Annotated in this window: 12 protein-coding genes; 5 read left to right on the top strand and 7 right to left on the bottom strand. The window is 41.0% G+C overall.

Annotation, left to right across the window (positions count from 1 at the left end):
* Positions 1-51 precede the first annotated feature (51 nt).
* On the top strand, positions 52-1806 hold the full coding sequence (locus H5203_RS04365) for a hypothetical protein (RefSeq protein WP_182819414.1): 1755 nt from the start codon (positions 52-54) through the stop codon (positions 1804-1806).
* Positions 1807-2004: 198 nt separating this feature from the next.
* Here the strand turns inward: H5203_RS04365 and H5203_RS04360 are convergent, their stop codons facing one another.
* From H5203_RS04360 to H5203_RS04345, 4 genes are all read right to left on the bottom strand, one after another.
* Entirely contained in the window at positions 2005-3279 is a 1275-nt protein-coding gene (locus H5203_RS04360) for a leucine-rich repeat-containing protein kinase family protein (RefSeq protein WP_182757656.1), read from the bottom strand.
* Positions 3280-3367: 88 nt separating this feature from the next.
* The gene (locus tag H5203_RS04355; RefSeq protein WP_145233481.1) at positions 3368-4081 is read right to left on the bottom strand and encodes a YebC/PmpR family DNA-binding transcriptional regulator; all 714 of its coding nucleotides are present in this window, start codon (positions 4079-4081) and stop codon (positions 3368-3370) included.
* A 179-nt stretch (positions 4082-4260) separates the two neighbouring features.
* The gene (locus H5203_RS04350; RefSeq protein ID WP_182819413.1) at positions 4261-6327 is read right to left on the bottom strand and encodes a M13 family metallopeptidase; all 2067 of its coding nucleotides are present in this window, start codon (positions 6325-6327) and stop codon (positions 4261-4263) included.
* Between the two features lie 173 nt (positions 6328-6500).
* Positions 6501-8243, bottom strand: a complete 1743-nt coding sequence (locus H5203_RS04345) for an ABC transporter ATP-binding protein/permease (protein ID WP_182819421.1) — start codon at positions 8241-8243, stop codon at positions 6501-6503.
* A gap of 222 nt (positions 8244-8465) precedes the next feature.
* On the opposite strand from H5203_RS04345, the gene H5203_RS04340 reads away from it, so the two are divergent.
* From H5203_RS04340 to secF, 4 genes are all read left to right on the top strand, one after another.
* Positions 8466-9515: an NAD(P)-dependent alcohol dehydrogenase gene (locus H5203_RS04340; RefSeq protein WP_145233486.1), complete on the top strand. Its 1050-nt coding sequence runs from the start codon at positions 8466-8468 to the stop codon at positions 9513-9515.
* A gap of 127 nt (positions 9516-9642) precedes the next feature.
* The gene (locus H5203_RS04335; RefSeq protein WP_145233488.1) at positions 9643-10140 is read left to right on the top strand and encodes a hypothetical protein; all 498 of its coding nucleotides are present in this window, start codon (positions 9643-9645) and stop codon (positions 10138-10140) included.
* Positions 10141-10247: 107 nt separating this feature from the next.
* Entirely contained in the window at positions 10248-12101 is a 1854-nt protein-coding gene (secD, locus tag H5203_RS04330; protein ID WP_145233490.1) for a protein translocase subunit SecD, read from the top strand.
* Positions 12098-13024, top strand: a complete 927-nt coding sequence (gene secF / locus H5203_RS04325; protein ID WP_145233492.1) for a protein translocase subunit SecF — start codon at positions 12098-12100, stop codon at positions 13022-13024. Before secD ends, secF begins: the two co-directional genes overlap by 4 nt.
* Positions 13025-13092: 68 nt before the next feature.
* Here secF and ttcA read toward each other — a convergent pair whose 3' ends face one another.
* The 3 genes from ttcA to H5203_RS04310 all read right to left on the bottom strand — a co-directional run bounded on the left by ttcA (position 13093) and on the right by H5203_RS04310 (position 15826).
* A complete protein-coding gene (ttcA, locus tag H5203_RS04320) occupies positions 13093-13998 on the bottom strand; it encodes a tRNA 2-thiocytidine(32) synthetase TtcA (protein ID WP_145233494.1) in 906 nt (301 codons plus the stop codon).
* A 74-nt stretch (positions 13999-14072) separates the two neighbouring features.
* On the bottom strand, positions 14073-14999 hold the full coding sequence (uspE, locus tag H5203_RS04315) for a universal stress protein UspE (protein ID WP_145233497.1): 927 nt from the start codon (positions 14997-14999) through the stop codon (positions 14073-14075).
* A 92-nt stretch (positions 15000-15091) separates the two neighbouring features.
* Complete coding sequence (locus tag H5203_RS04310; RefSeq protein WP_145233499.1) at positions 15092-15826, bottom strand: FNR family transcription factor; 735 nt, start codon at positions 15824-15826, stop codon at positions 15092-15094.
* Positions 15827-15867: the final 41 nt, after the last annotated feature.

Here is a 15867-nt window from a genome sequence, read left to right as displayed (position 1 = left end):
TATGTATTACTAGCGACTTTTTTGAAACTAATTAAACACAAGGATTCTATTTTGCAATTTAAATCATTTTTAGTGAGCTTATCTATTTTAGCCGCAAGTGGATGCGGTGGCTCTTCTGGAGACAGTCAAGACACAAAGCCACCTGCTATTTCAGAGCAAACGTTTACGCTCAAAATAACAGCCAATGGTGTTGCCGCAGGACTTGAAGTGTCATGGATGGATAACAAAGCGAAGCTTACTGCAGACAAGGTTATTGAACTGAGCGCAACGTCAAAAACATTTGTACAACCAACCTTATTAGCTATACCAGAAAGTATCACGTGCGACACACAGCTGAGCAATACAACAACGTTGAATTATAGCCTTGCTGTTAAATGTGTATCTTCTCAGGCGAGTTTTGCACAAACAACCCCTTATTCATACCCTGTAACTATTCGTTATGGCGAGCAAAGTATTCAGTTAAAAGACTCTCCAGTCTCGGTTCCACCACTTACAATGATTGAGCCTGAAATTACAGCGCTTGGCGGGCCACAGATTTGTGAAGTTGATGACTCCTCTAATCTTAAGTTTAAAGTAGCTTGCCGTCCTTATACTGTGGTGTATGAAAAACGTAAATTGTATTTGGTGTTTAGTGAACAAGAAAAGCAATTATTGTTTGATAACCCCGACAAAGAGCGGTTAATTGAATCTGAATATTTATGGTTTGATGAGCAAGTTTGGTTTATTACTGAAGGCGCCTCTACGCAATACAAATTACACTCTGCTTCTTTTGATAATGGCCAATTAGGTAATTATAAAATCCATGATATTAACGCTTCAAGTCTAGCTATTTCAGGCGGTAAACTATTTGCGTTAACGTCTTTTCCTGATGGTGTTTATAGTTGGCAAAGTGGTAAATGGAAAGCAGTATCTAACCTAATCAACGATGGGGTTTTGAAAAGTGAATTTATTGCAAATAATCAAGACCTTTATCTAGCGCTTGAAGATAATAATGAAGTTTCATCAAAATCGTATATACAGATCATAAATGCTCAGATCCGAGGGAGAACTGTATTGAGTAAGCAGATCAGTACATTTAGTCATACACCATTTTTTGAATATGATGACATCACATTTGGTCTAGGTTTTGGTACTGATGAGCAGTTGCTTATAAATGTAATGGACGTTATACCAAGTGCGCGCGATGACGCTGTGTTTTCATTGAATAATTTACGCAATGCTACTATTTGGCAAAATGGTAATAACCAGTTCTTATTTACAAACCAAGACAGTGGCATTGAACAGTTTAAATTCACACGAGAACAAGTAGAGACAAGTACTGCATTCGATTTAACCGCGTTAAGACAAATAACTCCTGATTGGATTGGCGGCGACTTAGATACTTTACTAGCGGGTGATTTTGTTGAGACAGCATCGATAAAATATGCCGTGCTTAAATATTTACGTAAGGCTGGTACAGAGCAGTCAGAATTGCAGTTGCAATCACGGTTAAATACCACTCAACCGATCAGAGTTTATAATGAAACATGGCGCACAATTGCGAGTTATGCACGAAGTAATACTAAAAAAATAACTCCTATTGTGAGTGAACAAGGCTATTTATTGGTTTATGTAGGTGATGCGTCATCTAATCAATCTACGGGGCAACTGTGGGCCCTATCAGCGGATAAAGAGTATTTGATCAAAGCTGATGTGTCATGGGAAAGTTATTCAATGAAAGACTTTCATTTTGAGACTATTTCTGAAAAACACCTTGTGGTGTATAGCGAATTTGCCAACGAAGTCATTACAATAACGCTTGATTAACGCTATTTTATTAACCAACTGAGCTTTGGGTGAATTAGTTTGACCAAAGCTCAGTAAAGTTACTGATATTATAAAAGCATACCAGACACGAAAGCCATATAAGTAGACCAAGGCTTATTTATATTCAGTTTTATTTTATAGCTATGTAGCAAAGCAAGGCGGTAAAGCACAACTCAGAGGTAGAGTCGCGCATAAAAGTTATAGTTTTTCTATTAGTGCTTTAAGAGTTGGTCGTTGGCTCATATCTGCATTCATACATTGTTGAGCAAGTTTTCTTAGCTGTGTTGCATCGCTCGTAACTTCAGAACACACGCTCAGTAAATCATCAATTAAGCAGCCAATCGCTCTGACTTCAATACGCTGCATTTGTTGGCGCTGATAGTCGGTCAGAGAGTCTAAGTTAGTTGCTGCGCCAAAGTCACCAAACAATACTGTGTATTCATCGTTTATCATGGTGTTGTGCGCATATACATCGCCATGACTTACGTTGTTGATATGTAAGTGGGCAAGGGTGCTGACCATTTGCTTAGCTATGTGTTTAATGGCGTGAGCAGTAAACTGTGTATGCTCAAAAAAGGTATCGCGGGTGCAAGTATCAAGTGACGGCGGTAAGCCGAGGTTTTGATAGTCCTTGCTGATAAGCTCCATAACCAGACCAAGTTGCTCTGGGTTATCGATATAGGCGAGAACGTTTATTAGGTTTTTATGTTCGCCCGCTTGCAAGCAACAGTTTACTTCATCAAGTGGATAGCCATCACTGGTGATCGCGCCTTTAAACAGTTTTAACGCCACATTATTGTGCTGCCACTGTGCTAAGTGAATAATCCCAGACGCACCTTCACCAATTTTTTCAACAAGTGAAAACTCGTTTAGTTGTATGGCTGCTAATTGAACTTGTTGTAAACTTTGTGCTTTATTAAAGTCATTGCCTGCAAAAGCCAGCCAACTGAGTTTTGGTAATTCAAACAGCCAGTCATTAACATCAGTTAAGTTATTCGCAGATAAACGCACGAGTTCAAGCGCTTGGCACTGCTGCATGCTGTGTGGCAAAGTCGTTAGTCGATTACCAGCAAGGGCAAGTTTACGCAGTTGCGTAAGTTCACCAAAAGAGTCTGGCAATTGTTCAATATGGTTGTCAGTTAAAATTAACCATTGTGTCGAAAGCGGCAAACTATGCTCGGCAAATTCACTGATTTTATTGCCTTTAAATGCAATCATAATAAGGGAAGGGCATTTTGCCAATACAGCAGGAATATGCTGGAACTGATTGAATGATAAAAACACCCGCTTTAATTTAGTTAAACTAGCAAATTCGTCGGGCAAATCAGATAAGTTATTATTTGATAAATCGAGTACTTCGAGGGTATCTGCAAGGGTAAAAATTTCGTCTGGGAATGTGGTTAGCTCTTCAACTAGCTGTAAACGTTTAGTGCCAGCTAATTTACCACTACGAAGCTGTTCAACGGTATTCAAAATACAAATCCATTTATTTAGGGGTTTAACAATAAGAAAATAAAAAGGCCAATCAAGTTGGCCTTAGTCATAATTTTAGTCAATAAAATTAAAATTGTGCGTTGTGATACACGTTTTGTACGTCGTCACAATCTTCAAGCATCGCTAAAAAGCGTTCCATTACTTCTACGTCTTCGCCTGCAATTGGTGCTTCAACTTGCGGCACAAAAGAGATCAAATCTTCATCAAACTCAGTAACGCCCATTTCTTCAAGTGCGGTACGGGTGTTGTTGTACTCAGTATGCGGAGCAAAAACAGTGACTTTGCCGGCTTCAACTTCTACGTCAGTAACATCAACGTCAGCCATCATTAGTGCTTCAAGCACGGCTTCGTCATCATCGCCATCAAATACAAAAATAGCCAAATGATCAAATAGGTGAGATACCGAGTTTTGTGCACCAATTTTAGCGTTTGCTTTAGTAAAACATACACGTACATCAGCAAAGGTACGTTTGTTGTTGTCAGTTAAGCAATCAACAATGATCATGCAGTTACCAGGGCCATAGCCTTCGTAACGAGTTGCTGAGTAGTCTTCACCGCCGCCGCCTTTGGCTTTATCAATTGCGCGGTCAATTACGTGTGCTGGTACTTGATCTTTTTTAGCGCGTTCAATTAAACGACGTAGCGATAGGTTACCATCGGGATCAATACCACCATTTTTTGCGCAAATATAAATTTCTTTACCGTACTTTGAGTAAACTTTAGTTTTAGCACCCGCAGTCTTAGCCATTGAATCTTTTTTGTTTTGGTAAGCTCTTCCCATCTGCGTTTCGCCTTAAATATGTTTTTAAAAGTATAAATTTTGTAGTGCCGTATTCTATACCCAACTCGCTTGGAAATACAGAATTCAGTGGGAATTAAAGTTGCTTTGAGTGAGCAAGCAGCACAAAAAATATAACCCGCAGTTGCGGGTTATATTTTCAATCGAAATGTATCGGGTTATTACCAAATACGTACGCGTTGATCTTCTGGTAAATACAAGGCATCACCCGGTTGTACATTGAATGCTTTGTACCAAGCATCGTGGTTACGTGGTGCTTGTGCTCTAAAGCGACCGGGTGCATGTGTGCCACCACGAAGCTGGTTTAACATGCTTTGCTCAGTGCGTTTTTCTTTCCATACTTGTGCCCAGGCTAGGAAGAACCGTTGATCGCCCGTAAGGCCGTCAATAATAGGCGCTTCTTTACCGTTTAGGCTGAGTTTGTAAGCGTGATAAGCCATTGCTAACCCACCCACGTCACCGATGTTTTCACCTAAGCTATTACGACCATTAACGAAGTTACCAGGGATTGGCTCGTATTGACTGTATTGTGCAGCAAGTTGGTCGGCTTTGGCATCAAATGCAGCACGATCGGCATCTGTCCACCAGTTACGTTGTACGCCGTTAGCATCTGATTTAGAGCCTTGATCGTCAAAACCATGGCCCATTTCATGACCAATCACGGCACCAATGCCACCATAGTTTACTGCCGGATCGGCATTAGGATCGAAAAATGGTGGTTGTAGAATTGCTGCAGGGAATACAATTTCGTTAAACGAACTGTTGTAGTAAGCGTTAACACGTTGTGGTGTCATGCCCCAGCGGTTACGGTCGGTTTTTTGCAATTCTTTTGCAGCGCTTTCAGCTCGGAAAAACTCGCGGGTATTTTTGATGTTGCCCATCAAATCATTGCTAGTTATGCTTAAACCATCAAATGATTGCCATACATCGGGATAGCCAATTTTAGGCACAAACGCAGCGAGTTTAGCGCGGGCATTTACTTTCGTTTCTGCTCCCATCCAGTCTAGGTTGTCAATACGTTCGCCCAGAGCTGTTCGCAGGTTTTCTACCAATGCTGACATTTGTTGTTTTGATGATTCAGGGAAGTAGCGTGCTACATACACTTTACCAATGGCAAAACCTAATGAATCAGTGCTCGACATTTGGCTGATAGCGCGTTTCCAGCGTGGGCGAGGCTCTTGCTGGCCATTTAGCTCTTTTCCGTAAAATGCGAAGTTAGTATTGAATACATCTTCAGACAGTAGCTCTGCATTAGAGCTTAGTGCGTGATAGGTTAAGTAATCTTTCCATACAGTAACATCTTCTTGATTGATCAATGCAATCATGGCTTTGATCGGCTCTGGTTGCGATACATTTAACTGTGGTACTTGGTATCCTGTTTGTTCAAAATACAGATCCCAATTAAAATCAGGGTAGCTAGAGCTCAGCTCGCTGCGTTCGATTTGATTTAGGGTAAGGTCGCGGTTACGACGTTTTTCTCGTGGCCAGTGGCCTTGTGCTATTTTGGTTTCAAGGGCTAAAATTGCCTCAGCACGTTCAGTTGTATTGTCAACACCTGCAAATTTAAGCATGTCGGCGATATGGGCTACATAAGCAGTACGAGTTTTAACAAAACGTTCAGAATCTTCAAGGTAGTAAGAACGATCTGGTAAACCTAAGCCGCCAGCGCCTAATGACATTTCATATTTATTTGGGTCTAAGCGGTTAAACCACATGCCACCACCAATAGGCGAGTTAACGCCCGTTAACCACGATTGGCCAAATAATTTGGTTAGATCATCGGTTGATGAAACGTTACTAATTTCCGTTAGTAGTGGTTTAATTGGCGACACACCAAGCTTATTAAGGGTATCGGTATCCATATACGCGTTATAGAAATCGGCAACTAACTTTTCTTCAGTATTTAAATCTTTACGGGCTGCGATCTCTTCAATAATTGCCTTAACACGCTCTTCGCTACGTTCTGCCAATCCTGCAAATGCACCGTAGCGAGTTTTATCGGCAGGCATAACGTAGTTGTCATACCATGTGCCACTGGCGTACATGAAAAAGTCATCACCTGGTTTTATGGCTTCATTGCGGGCTGTTAAATCTACCCCAAAGCTACCTAATTCAGCTTTTGCTGTCTGGGTTTCGGTACTAGGCTGTTGCGCTTGTGTTGTTTTAGGCTCTGAACAGCCGGTCAGAAATGTGGCAGCAAGTGTTGCTGCAATAAGTGTTTTTTTCATTGGACTTCCCCTGAATGTAATTTAATTATTTTTATTGCACGTTTTCTAACTCAGATTGTTATTGATAACCTAAAAACAGACAAACTTTTGAGGTGAATTACTTCTCAGTTAGGTGAAACAACAAACTACGCGGCATACAGTGTGTATCCCGCGCCGAAGATGAATCTCCATGTTTATGCTGTTTTTTGTTGAAGTTCCCACATGCGCGCATATTCACCATTGAATTTAAGTAACTCATCATGTTTGCCTTGCTCGATCAACTGGCCCTCTTTGAGCACAATAATCGTATCTGCATCTGTTATTGTTGATAAGCGATGGGCAATAACTAAACTGGTATGATTAGAGGCTAGTGCAGACATGGCTTTTAATATTGCTTGCTCGGAATGAGAGTCTAGCGCTGATGTTGCTTCGTCAAAAATGATAATAGGGGAGCGTTTTAAAATGGCTCGGGCTATGGCAATGCGTTGTTTTTCACCGCCTGAAACTTTTAAACCTCGTTCACCAACGAGGGTTTGATCACCTTTATCTAAACTATCAATAAAGCTGCGTAAATGCGCCATATTAATAGCATTATCAATGTCTTGTGCTGTAGCATCTGGACGGCCATAAGCAATGTTGTCGCGAATGCTGGTATTAAATAACACAGTATCTTGTGGCACAATGGCAATCGCTTGTCGCAAGCTGTTGAGTGTGACGCTAGTAAGTTGTTGACCATCAATATGTATTTCACCGCTGTCAATATCATAAAAGCGATACAGTAAACGGGCTAGGGTGCTTTTTCCTGCACCGCTGGCGCCCACCACCGCGACTTTGCTGCCTGCTTTAATAGAAAAACTAAGCTGCTTAATGATAGGTCTTGATGGATGGTAGCCAAAGTTAACGTTTTTAAATTCTATATCAGGGTGTTGTATATTGAGCTGTTGTGCATTTGCTTTATCTGAAATGAGTGGTTTACGGGTTAATAGTCCGAGCATATTTTCAAGGTCGGTTAAGGCGCGGCGAATTTCTCGATAAACAAAGCCTAAAAAATTGAGCGGTAAAAATAATTGGATCATATAGGCGTTGATCATTACCAACTCACCAATAGAGAGTGTGCCTTTAACCACTTCAATACTAGCAAGCCACATTAAAGCGGTGATCGCTGCTGCTATGATCAAGGCTTGACCTGAATTAAGGGCAAGCAACGATAAGCGGTTTTTAAGCCGGGCTTGCTCCCAACTAGCTAAAAAGCCATCATATGTTTGTGCTTCATGCTTTTCATTATTAAAATATTTAACGGTTTCATAATTAAGTAAGCTGTCAATAGCACGGCTGTTACTATTATTATCGGCTTGGTTTGCTTCGCGAATAAAGCGGTTGCGCCACTGTGTTACAACAACCGTGAAGGTAATATATAAAGCCACTGCAAGCAGGGTAACTACGGCAAACCACGGCGAAAATAAAGTTGCAAAAATAATCGCAACTACGGCTATTTCAAATAAAGTTGGCACAATATTGAACATTAAAAAGCGCATTAAGAAGCTTAAGCCACTGGTGCCACGCTCTATATCACGGCTAATGCCGCCAGTTTGCCTATCAAGATGAAACGACAACTCAAGGCTGTGTAGGTGATTAAATACTTTTAGGCCAATATGGCGCATAGCATGTTCAGTTACACGACCAAACAACGCATCACGTACTTCACCAAAAAACACACTCGCAAAACGTAGTCCGCCATACAGTAACAGTAAAGCTATGGGTACGATGACTATATTTTGTAAACTTGGATCAACACTGTCGATTATTTCTTTCAGCGCCCATGGCATCAATAAAGTGGCACCTTTTGCGGCGATCAATGCCAGTGTTGCAAGTGTTACACGGCCTTTAAAAGCAACCAAGTAAGGCCACAAGGTGACAATGCTTTGCTTTAAATTCATCGCATCATGATGTTTTATTGCTTCTTGTTTACCCATTCCGCGCATATTTTCTCTAACTCTATTAAGTCTGCATTAAACTTTTTCTAGTAACCTAGAGTATAAACTTTAACAGTTTGTATCTAGGGCTATACTACTAACAGCACATAGTACAGTTTAGGCAGCTTAAGACAATGTTTTAGAGTGGTTAATTAAACTCAGTTTTTAACATAGAAGGGAAAGCAGATGAAAACTATCGGATACGCAGCACATCAAGCTAATACGCCATTAGAGCCATTTCATTTTGAAAGACGCGATTTGCGCGATGAAGATGTTGCGATTGAAATCTTATATTGCGGGGTGTGCCATTCAGATCTTCATACCGTAAATAATGATTGGGGTGGCACCAGTTACCCAATTTTACCAGGACATGAGATTGTAGGTCGTGTCACTGAGGTTGGCAGCAAAGTGACTAAATACAAAGTTGGCGATAATGTAGCAGTTGGTTGTATGGTTGATAGCTGCCTTGAGTGTGACCAATGCCACAAAGGCGAAGAGCAATTTTGTCGCGAAGGCATGGTCGGAACTTATTCAGGAAAAGATCGTATCACTGGTGAATCAACCAAAGGTGGCTACGCCAAACACATTGTAGTGCGCGAAGAGTTTGTTTTAAACGTTCCAGAATCACTTGATCTTGCTAAGTGTGCGCCAATTTTATGCGCGGGTATTACCACGTATTCGCCGCTACGTACTTTTAATGTCGGTCCTGGTAGCCGAGTTGGCGTTATTGGCTTAGGTGGGTTAGGCCATATGGCGATAAAAATTGCAGCAGCAATGGGTGCCCATGTGACAGCTATTAGTCGATCAGATGATAAAAAACAGCAAGCGTTGGAATATGGCGCTGAAGGTTTACTGGTATCTAAAGACGAACAAGCCATGAAAGCATACGCTAATCAGTTTGATGTGATCATTAATACTATTCCAGTTAAGCATGACTTTACCCCTTATATGCCCCTATTAGATATTGATGGTACTCAAGTATTAGTCGGACAAGTGGGTGAGATGGCTGAATCAAACTCGGTGCCATTATTATTGGGGCGTCGCCGCGTGGCTGGCTCTTTGATTGGTGGTATTGCACAAACTCAAGAAATTCTTAATTTCTGTGCGCTGCATAATATTTTACCGGAAGTAGAGATGATCAATATGGCAGACATTAATCAGGCTTTTGAACGCTTAAAAGAAGGTGACTTGTCTCATCGTTATGTCATTGACATGTCCTCACTTGAAGTCGCTTAATTATCGACTGTGATTTTTGGCCGTAAGTAGTTTTACTTGCGGTTTTTTTTGTTCAATTGCAAATTAGCTATTGAAATAGGGCAATTACTCCCCATTTATAATACCAGCTTACTATTTAGATAATAAAATGATCCGTTTTCGCTTAGTCCTTACTGTATTACTGCTGTTTACTGCACTTTTTAGTGTGCAGGCTAATGCTGTGAGCAACGCTGAGGCTAATGTGAGCCAGCCTACCGCTTTTTTTCAGTCGGCGATGTTATCTGATTTGAGTGCTGTAGAGGTTAAGGTATTTGATACTTCAGTATCAGATATCACCCCTTTTACCAAGAAGGTACCAATTGCGGCGGCTGATCAACAAACAGAAGGCGCGGGGTTTGAGTCTTTACAGCCACGCTTTTCAGCGAGTAATTCATCGCTATTTCTGTATCAAAGCCAAGTTGAGCCAAGTTATGTGGCAATATTTGAGTTTTTTGTACCTAGCCTTGCGCGCCAACTTTACTTACAACCCCTTGAACCGCCAATAACATTACCTTGGTTTGTAGCCTACGAAGGTAAAAAATCACGAATTAGTGGTTGGAAAGACGCCAACTTACAATACCGTGCAGTACTTACTTACTACATTTAACTCTTCCTACTAATTTTTTCGATGTTTTAGTCATTCAACTAAAGCAAATAAATTACTGCGCCTATGAGGCGAGAAACCGATGCTTGCATTGGTTTAAAGGAAGCAATATGTTAAAAAATTCATCAAAAAAACCGCTGCTACAGCGTTTTAAAATAAGCTATATGGCGATGTTTTTGGCGCTGGTATTATTAGCGATCAGTGCCTTACCAAATTTATATCCAGCAAAATCGTGGCTGCATCTGAGTACAACGCAGAGCCAGCAACATCCACAGCAGTTACTAGCGAATACTCCTTCGCAAAAGTCTGTTATTGATTTTTTAAATCAACATGGGTTTCTGGTTGAGCAATCAATTCAAGTGGCGCAAAACAGCCTTTCATTAAATGTGTTACTACAAGAGCCAACCAAAAGTGCCGCAGCGCAACAAGCGTTAAAAAGTGAATTTAAGCCGTTGAATGCAAAAATAGTCACGCATCAAACAAGTCCCGATTGGTTACAAAGCTTAGGATTAGCACCTATAAAATTAGGTCTTGATCTTAATGGTGGTGTGTTATTTGTATTAGATGTTGATTTAGTGAAAGCGCAACAAGAGCAACTTGATAGTGCGTATGAACAAACTAAAACAATTATTCGTGATGAAAAAGCCAGAGGTGTTCGTGTACAAAAAAATGCCCATGGTTTTGAATTACATGCGTTGCCTGCTGCTAAAAGTGACTTAGCCGCAGTACAGGCGAATGTACTAAAGCGTTTTGAGCGTTTAATGGCAACTGCGCATTCACAGGGTAATTTAACAACGGTGGCATTTAGTTTTAGTGAACAAGGTAGTAATGCGTTTGATAAAGAAGTAATGAGTCAAACCTTAACCACTTTAAGAGGCCGTATCGAAGAATTAGGCATTACTGAAGCAGTTACCCAGCGCCAAGGTAAACAACGTATTCGTATTGAGTTACCCGGTGTACAAGATCCAAGTGAAGCAAAACGTATTATAGGTGCAACAGCGTCGCTTGATTTTTATCAGCTTAAAGAAATCGGCGGAAAAACCTTTAACCTGCAAAATGGTGGCTCGATGAATTTAGACCCAATTGCTATTTTTTCGGGACAACACATCAATAATGCCCATGCAGGGCGCGATGAATGGGGCAAGCCGCTAGTGCAACTTAGCCTTGATAGCCAAGGTGGCGAGGCGATGTCGGCATTTTCCAAACGTAATATCGGTAAACCAATGGCAACGGTGTATTCTGAATATTATAAAAATGTCAAAGGTGAAGTAGTTAAAAAAAGTGAAGTGATTAATGTTGCCAATATAGCTCAACATTTGAGTAGCCAATTTAGTATTACTAATATGCAAAGCCCACAAGCGGCGCAGGATTTAGCATTGCTATTACGTGCAGGTTCATTAACTGCGCCGGTGACAATCGTACAAGAACAAACCATTGGGCCAAGCTTGGGTGCAGATAACATACATAATGGGCTCGCGGCCTTAATGTTGGGAATGGGTATTACATTAGCCTTTATGGCGCTGTGGTATCGCCGTTTAGGGCTGGTGGCAAATATTGCCTTATTATTGAATTTAACAGCTTTAGTAGGATTAATGTCACTGCTGCCTGGCGTGGTGCTAACTTTACCGGGCATAGCCGGGCTGGTACTGACAATCGGTATGGCTGTTGATACTAATGTTATTATTTTTGAGCGGATCAAAGAAGAGCGCCGTAAAGGCCGAGCACCATATCAAGCGATAGAGCAGGGCTACCAACAAGCATTTGCGACAATTTTTGATGCTAATATTACCACTATGATCACGGCAATTATTTTATATGGTATTGGCTATGGGCCAATCAAAGGCTTTGCAATTACGCTGGCGTTAGGGCTAATAACTAGCGTATTTACCGGGGTGTATGTTTCTAAGGCGTTGAGTCAGACTTTGTATTTAAAATTGGCAAATAAGCGAGGAGCTCGCGCATGAGCAATTCAAATGAAAAAATGAGCACCACAACCCGCTTACGTTTATCGGGGTTGGTTTTATCTATCCTACTAGTGCTGCTCTCTGTAATAGGGGTTGCTACAAAAGGATTGAATTTCGGCCTTGATTTTACTGGTGGCTATTTAACTGAGTTTACCACTGCAGTGCCAATTAGTGAGGCTGAGCTGGCGAAAAAAATTAGTTATTATCACCATGATGACTTTACCTTAAGCGCTCAATCTAGCCAGCACTTCCAGTTAAGAGAGGCAGAGCAAGCCAGTACATCGCCTTGGTTAGCAACGCTTACGCAAGATGAGACATTGGGTGCTGAAGTGTTGTCATCTTCTTACTTAGGCTCTCAAGTTGGCGATGAATTATTTGAACAAGGCTGTTTGGCATTATTTGCGGCAATGGTTGCCGTGATGGTTTATTTAGCGCTACGCTTTGAGTGGCGTTTAGCGTTGGGATCGGTTGTGGCTTTAATGCATGACGTGGTGGTGGTAGTTGGTTTATTTGCATGGTTACAGCTTGATTTTAACTTAACCGTGTTAGCGAGTTTACTGGCAATCATTGGTTATTCATTAAATGATTCAATTATTGTCGGGGACAGGGTACGCGAGCTACTGCGCTTAGATTCCACAACACAACAAGCTAGCGTGAATACGGTGATCAATGAATCAATTAAGAGCACTTTGACCCGTACTTTAATCACCTCAGGGACTACTCTTGCAACAGTGGCGAGTGTGTGGTTATTGGCTGGTGCGCCGTTACAGGGGTTTTCTATCGCACTATTTGTAGGAATTGTTGTGGGAACATTATCGTCAATTTGTATTGCTGCAACGTTACCACAGTTACTTGGTTTAAGGCATGAAAACTATCAAGTTAAGGTCGATGAGCAAAGCCAAGCGTTGATGGATATGCCGTAACTGACTTTATCAACGGAAAACAAAAATGCCGCGATATACGCGGCATTGTTATTCTTTAAGTTAATTTGTTAACTTAAATTAATTGTCACAACATCAGCTGTTTCATCATCGTTAAGTACAGGTTGTTTTGGTATGTCTGGTTTATCAAGCGCAATATCGCCGCCATCAATTACTTCACCGGTTTTTAAGTTGGTGAAATCAAATAACTCATTATCTGCTAGATGCGAAGGCACAACATTTTGCATTGCAGTAAAAATACTCTCAATACGACCAGGGTGCTCAATATCCCACTGTGCAAGCATCGCTTTTGTATGTTTGCGTTGCAGATTTTCTTGTGAGCCACACAGATTACATGGAATGATAGGGTATGCTTGGCTGATAGCATATTGTTCAATATCTGTTTCTTTACAGTAGGCTAATGGACGAATTACCATGTGCTCGCCGTTATCGCTCATTAATTTAGCTGGCATGCTTTTCAGTTTGCCACCATAAAACATATTTAAGAATAGGGTTTCGATCATATCGTCGCGATGATGACCTAAGGCGATTTTAGTGGCTCCCATTTCATTTGCGGTACGGTATAAAATGCCGCGACGTAAGCGTGAGCATAGCGAACAGGTTGTTTTACCTTCAGGAATAATATCAGTCACTATACTGTAGGTGTCTTCTTCAACAATTTTGTATTCAATATTCTGAGTGTCTAAATATGCTGGCAATACATGTTCAGGAAAGCCTGGTTGCTTTTGATCAAGGTTAACAACAAACAAATCAAATTTAATAGGTGCAACACGCTGTAAATGCTGCAGCATGTCAAGTAGAGTATAACTGTCTTTTCCACCAGAGAGGCACACCATGATACGGTCGCCTTCTTCAATCATATTGAAGTCCATCACCGCTTGACCGGTTTGACGACGTAAGCGTTTTTGTAACTTAGATAAGCTATGTTGAGCTTTGGCTTGAACAGAATGCGACATTACGCCCCCTTTAGAACTATGGGTAAAATAAAGGGGCGTATTATATGCCTAAAGTTTCAATCAACAAAATTTATTTAATCTTTTGCCAGCGGGCTCACATAGCCGTCGGGTTTTAAGGCTAATACGTCACAATCAAGGCTGTCAATGACATGCTCTGCGGTGTTACCTACTAAGGCTGCACTTAATCCAGTGCGGCCAACCGTACCAATCACCACTAATTCACTATTAAGGCGCTTTGCTACATCAGGGATCACGTCCTCTGGTAAACCTTCTTCTATGACACAGTTTTGCTGGGCGATTTGATGACTAGCTGCTAACTCATGGGTCGATTCTATATGGTGTTTTTTAACCGACTCGTTATAAATACTGGGGTTAAACTCAGGGATTTCAATTGCAATGTTTACCGGTGTCGCAGGATAGGCGTTAACGATACTAAGGCTTGCGTTAGCCAGTTCACATAAAAACTGCGCATCTTGAATAATACGATGGTTTAAATCAAGGTGCTGTTGGTTTTCACTTACAGCGTTAACAGCAGCTAAAATATTACCCTGCGAAGGCCAAGCGTGCTCTTTTACCAATAATACCGGAGCTGGGCATTTACGAATTAAATGCCAATCGGTTGGAGTAAAAATTACTGACTTAAGTGTATCGTGCTGGTGAGTTCCTTTTACAACCAAATCAAACTGTTGGTCTATAACCGTATCGATGATCGCTTCATAAGTGCGATTATGCCAAACCACTTGGCTTTTAATATCGACGTCTGGGTAGTGTTGCAAAATTTCATCCAGCCATAACTGACGGTCTTTAACGACGGCATTGCGCATTGCCTCGCGCTCATCGCCAGAGAGCATGGTCGTCATCTCATAGGAAAAATCATAAATGCTCATAAAAGCGGTGATACTGGCACCGGACTTTTTGGCTAATTCGATAGAGCGAGATAAACCATGCTGAGACTCAGCGGTTGGATCAATAATGGCGAGTATTTGTTTGATGGTGTTCATAAGCTGCTCCTTTAACTACTTTATAGCTAGAGTGTAACGTATAACGTGAGTAGTTAAAGTAACAGCTAACAACTTGTTGCGCTAGATCAAGTTTATTTTGGGTGGATTGCTGCAGCTGCGGATAACCCATCACTATCTAGAATAGTGATAAATTTACCTTCCACTTTTATTAAAGCAGCTTTTTGAAAACGACTCAGTAAACGACTAATCGTTTCAACGGTTAAACCAAGGTAATTACCAATTTCACCCCGGGTCATGGTAAAGCGAAACTCTTTACGAGAAAACCCGCGTTCGCCAAAGCGATTTGACAAGTTGTAGATAAAACTAGCTAAGCGCTCTTCGGCTGATTTTTTATTCAGTGACAAAAACATTTCTTGGTCGTAGTTAATTTCACTGCTCATCAGGCGCATAATCTGCTGGCGTAGTTTTGGTAATTTACCCGCTAGATCATCGAGTGTTTCAAATGGAATTTCGCATACCATTGAGGTTTCGAGCGCTTGAGAAAAGCTTTGGTGTGCCATTTTATTTATTGCATCAAAGCCGATTAAATCTCCTGCGAGGTGAAAGCCAGTAATTTGTTCGTCACCTTGCTCTGAAAGGGTGTAGGACTTAAATGAACCAGAACGAACAGCAAAAATAGCGTTCAGTGGCGCTCCTGATTCAAAAAGAAAATCCCCTTTGTGTAATGGTTTTTTACGCTCAATGATTTCATCAAGTTTATCCATTTCTTGCCCATTGAGGGTAAAAGGCAAGCACAGTTGACTTATGCTGCAGTCATTGCAGCTGATTGTGCAATTATTTTTGGCTTTGTTTTGATATAAATCCATTAGTTCAGTCCATTAAATGTTGTCACATTAATTTGTTAAGA

The sequence above is a fragment of the Pseudoalteromonas sp. SG41-1 genome (assembly GCF_014164575.1).
Lineage (GTDB): Bacteria > Pseudomonadota > Gammaproteobacteria > Enterobacterales > Alteromonadaceae > Pseudoalteromonas > Pseudoalteromonas rhizosphaerae.
The sequence above is the reverse complement of the archived record's forward strand: the minus strand, read 5'-3'. Positions and strand labels throughout refer to the sequence as shown.

Excerpts from the sequence above, each read along its gene's own strand:
- H5203_RS04340 (WP_145233486.1), top strand. The coding sequence starts at position 8,466 with ATGAAAACTATCGGATACGCAGCACATCAAGCTAATACGCCATTAGAG.
- H5203_RS04335 (WP_145233488.1), top strand. The coding sequence starts at position 9,643 with ATGATCCGTTTTCGCTTAGTCCTTACTGTATTACTGCTGTTTACTGCA.
- H5203_RS04345 (WP_182819421.1), bottom strand. The coding sequence starts at position 8,243 with ATGAATTTAAAGCAAAGCATTGTCACCTTGTGGCCTTACTTGGTTGCT.
- uspE (WP_145233497.1), bottom strand. The coding sequence starts at position 14,999 with ATGAACACCATCAAACAAATACTCGCCATTATTGATCCAACCGCTGAG.
- ttcA (WP_145233494.1), bottom strand. The coding sequence starts at position 13,998 with ATGTCGCATTCTGTTCAAGCCAAAGCTCAACATAGCTTATCTAAGTTA.
- H5203_RS04355 (WP_145233481.1), bottom strand. The coding sequence starts at position 4,081 with ATGGGAAGAGCTTACCAAAACAAAAAAGATTCAATGGCTAAGACTGCG.
- secD (WP_145233490.1), top strand. The coding sequence starts at position 10,248 with ATGTTAAAAAATTCATCAAAAAAACCGCTGCTACAGCGTTTTAAAATA.
- H5203_RS04350 (WP_182819413.1), bottom strand. The coding sequence starts at position 6,327 with ATGAAAAAAACACTTATTGCAGCAACACTTGCTGCCACATTTCTGACC.
- H5203_RS04310 (WP_145233499.1), bottom strand. The coding sequence starts at position 15,826 with ATGGATTTATATCAAAACAAAGCCAAAAATAATTGCACAATCAGCTGC.
- secF (WP_145233492.1), top strand. The coding sequence starts at position 12,098 with ATGAGCAATTCAAATGAAAAAATGAGCACCACAACCCGCTTACGTTTA.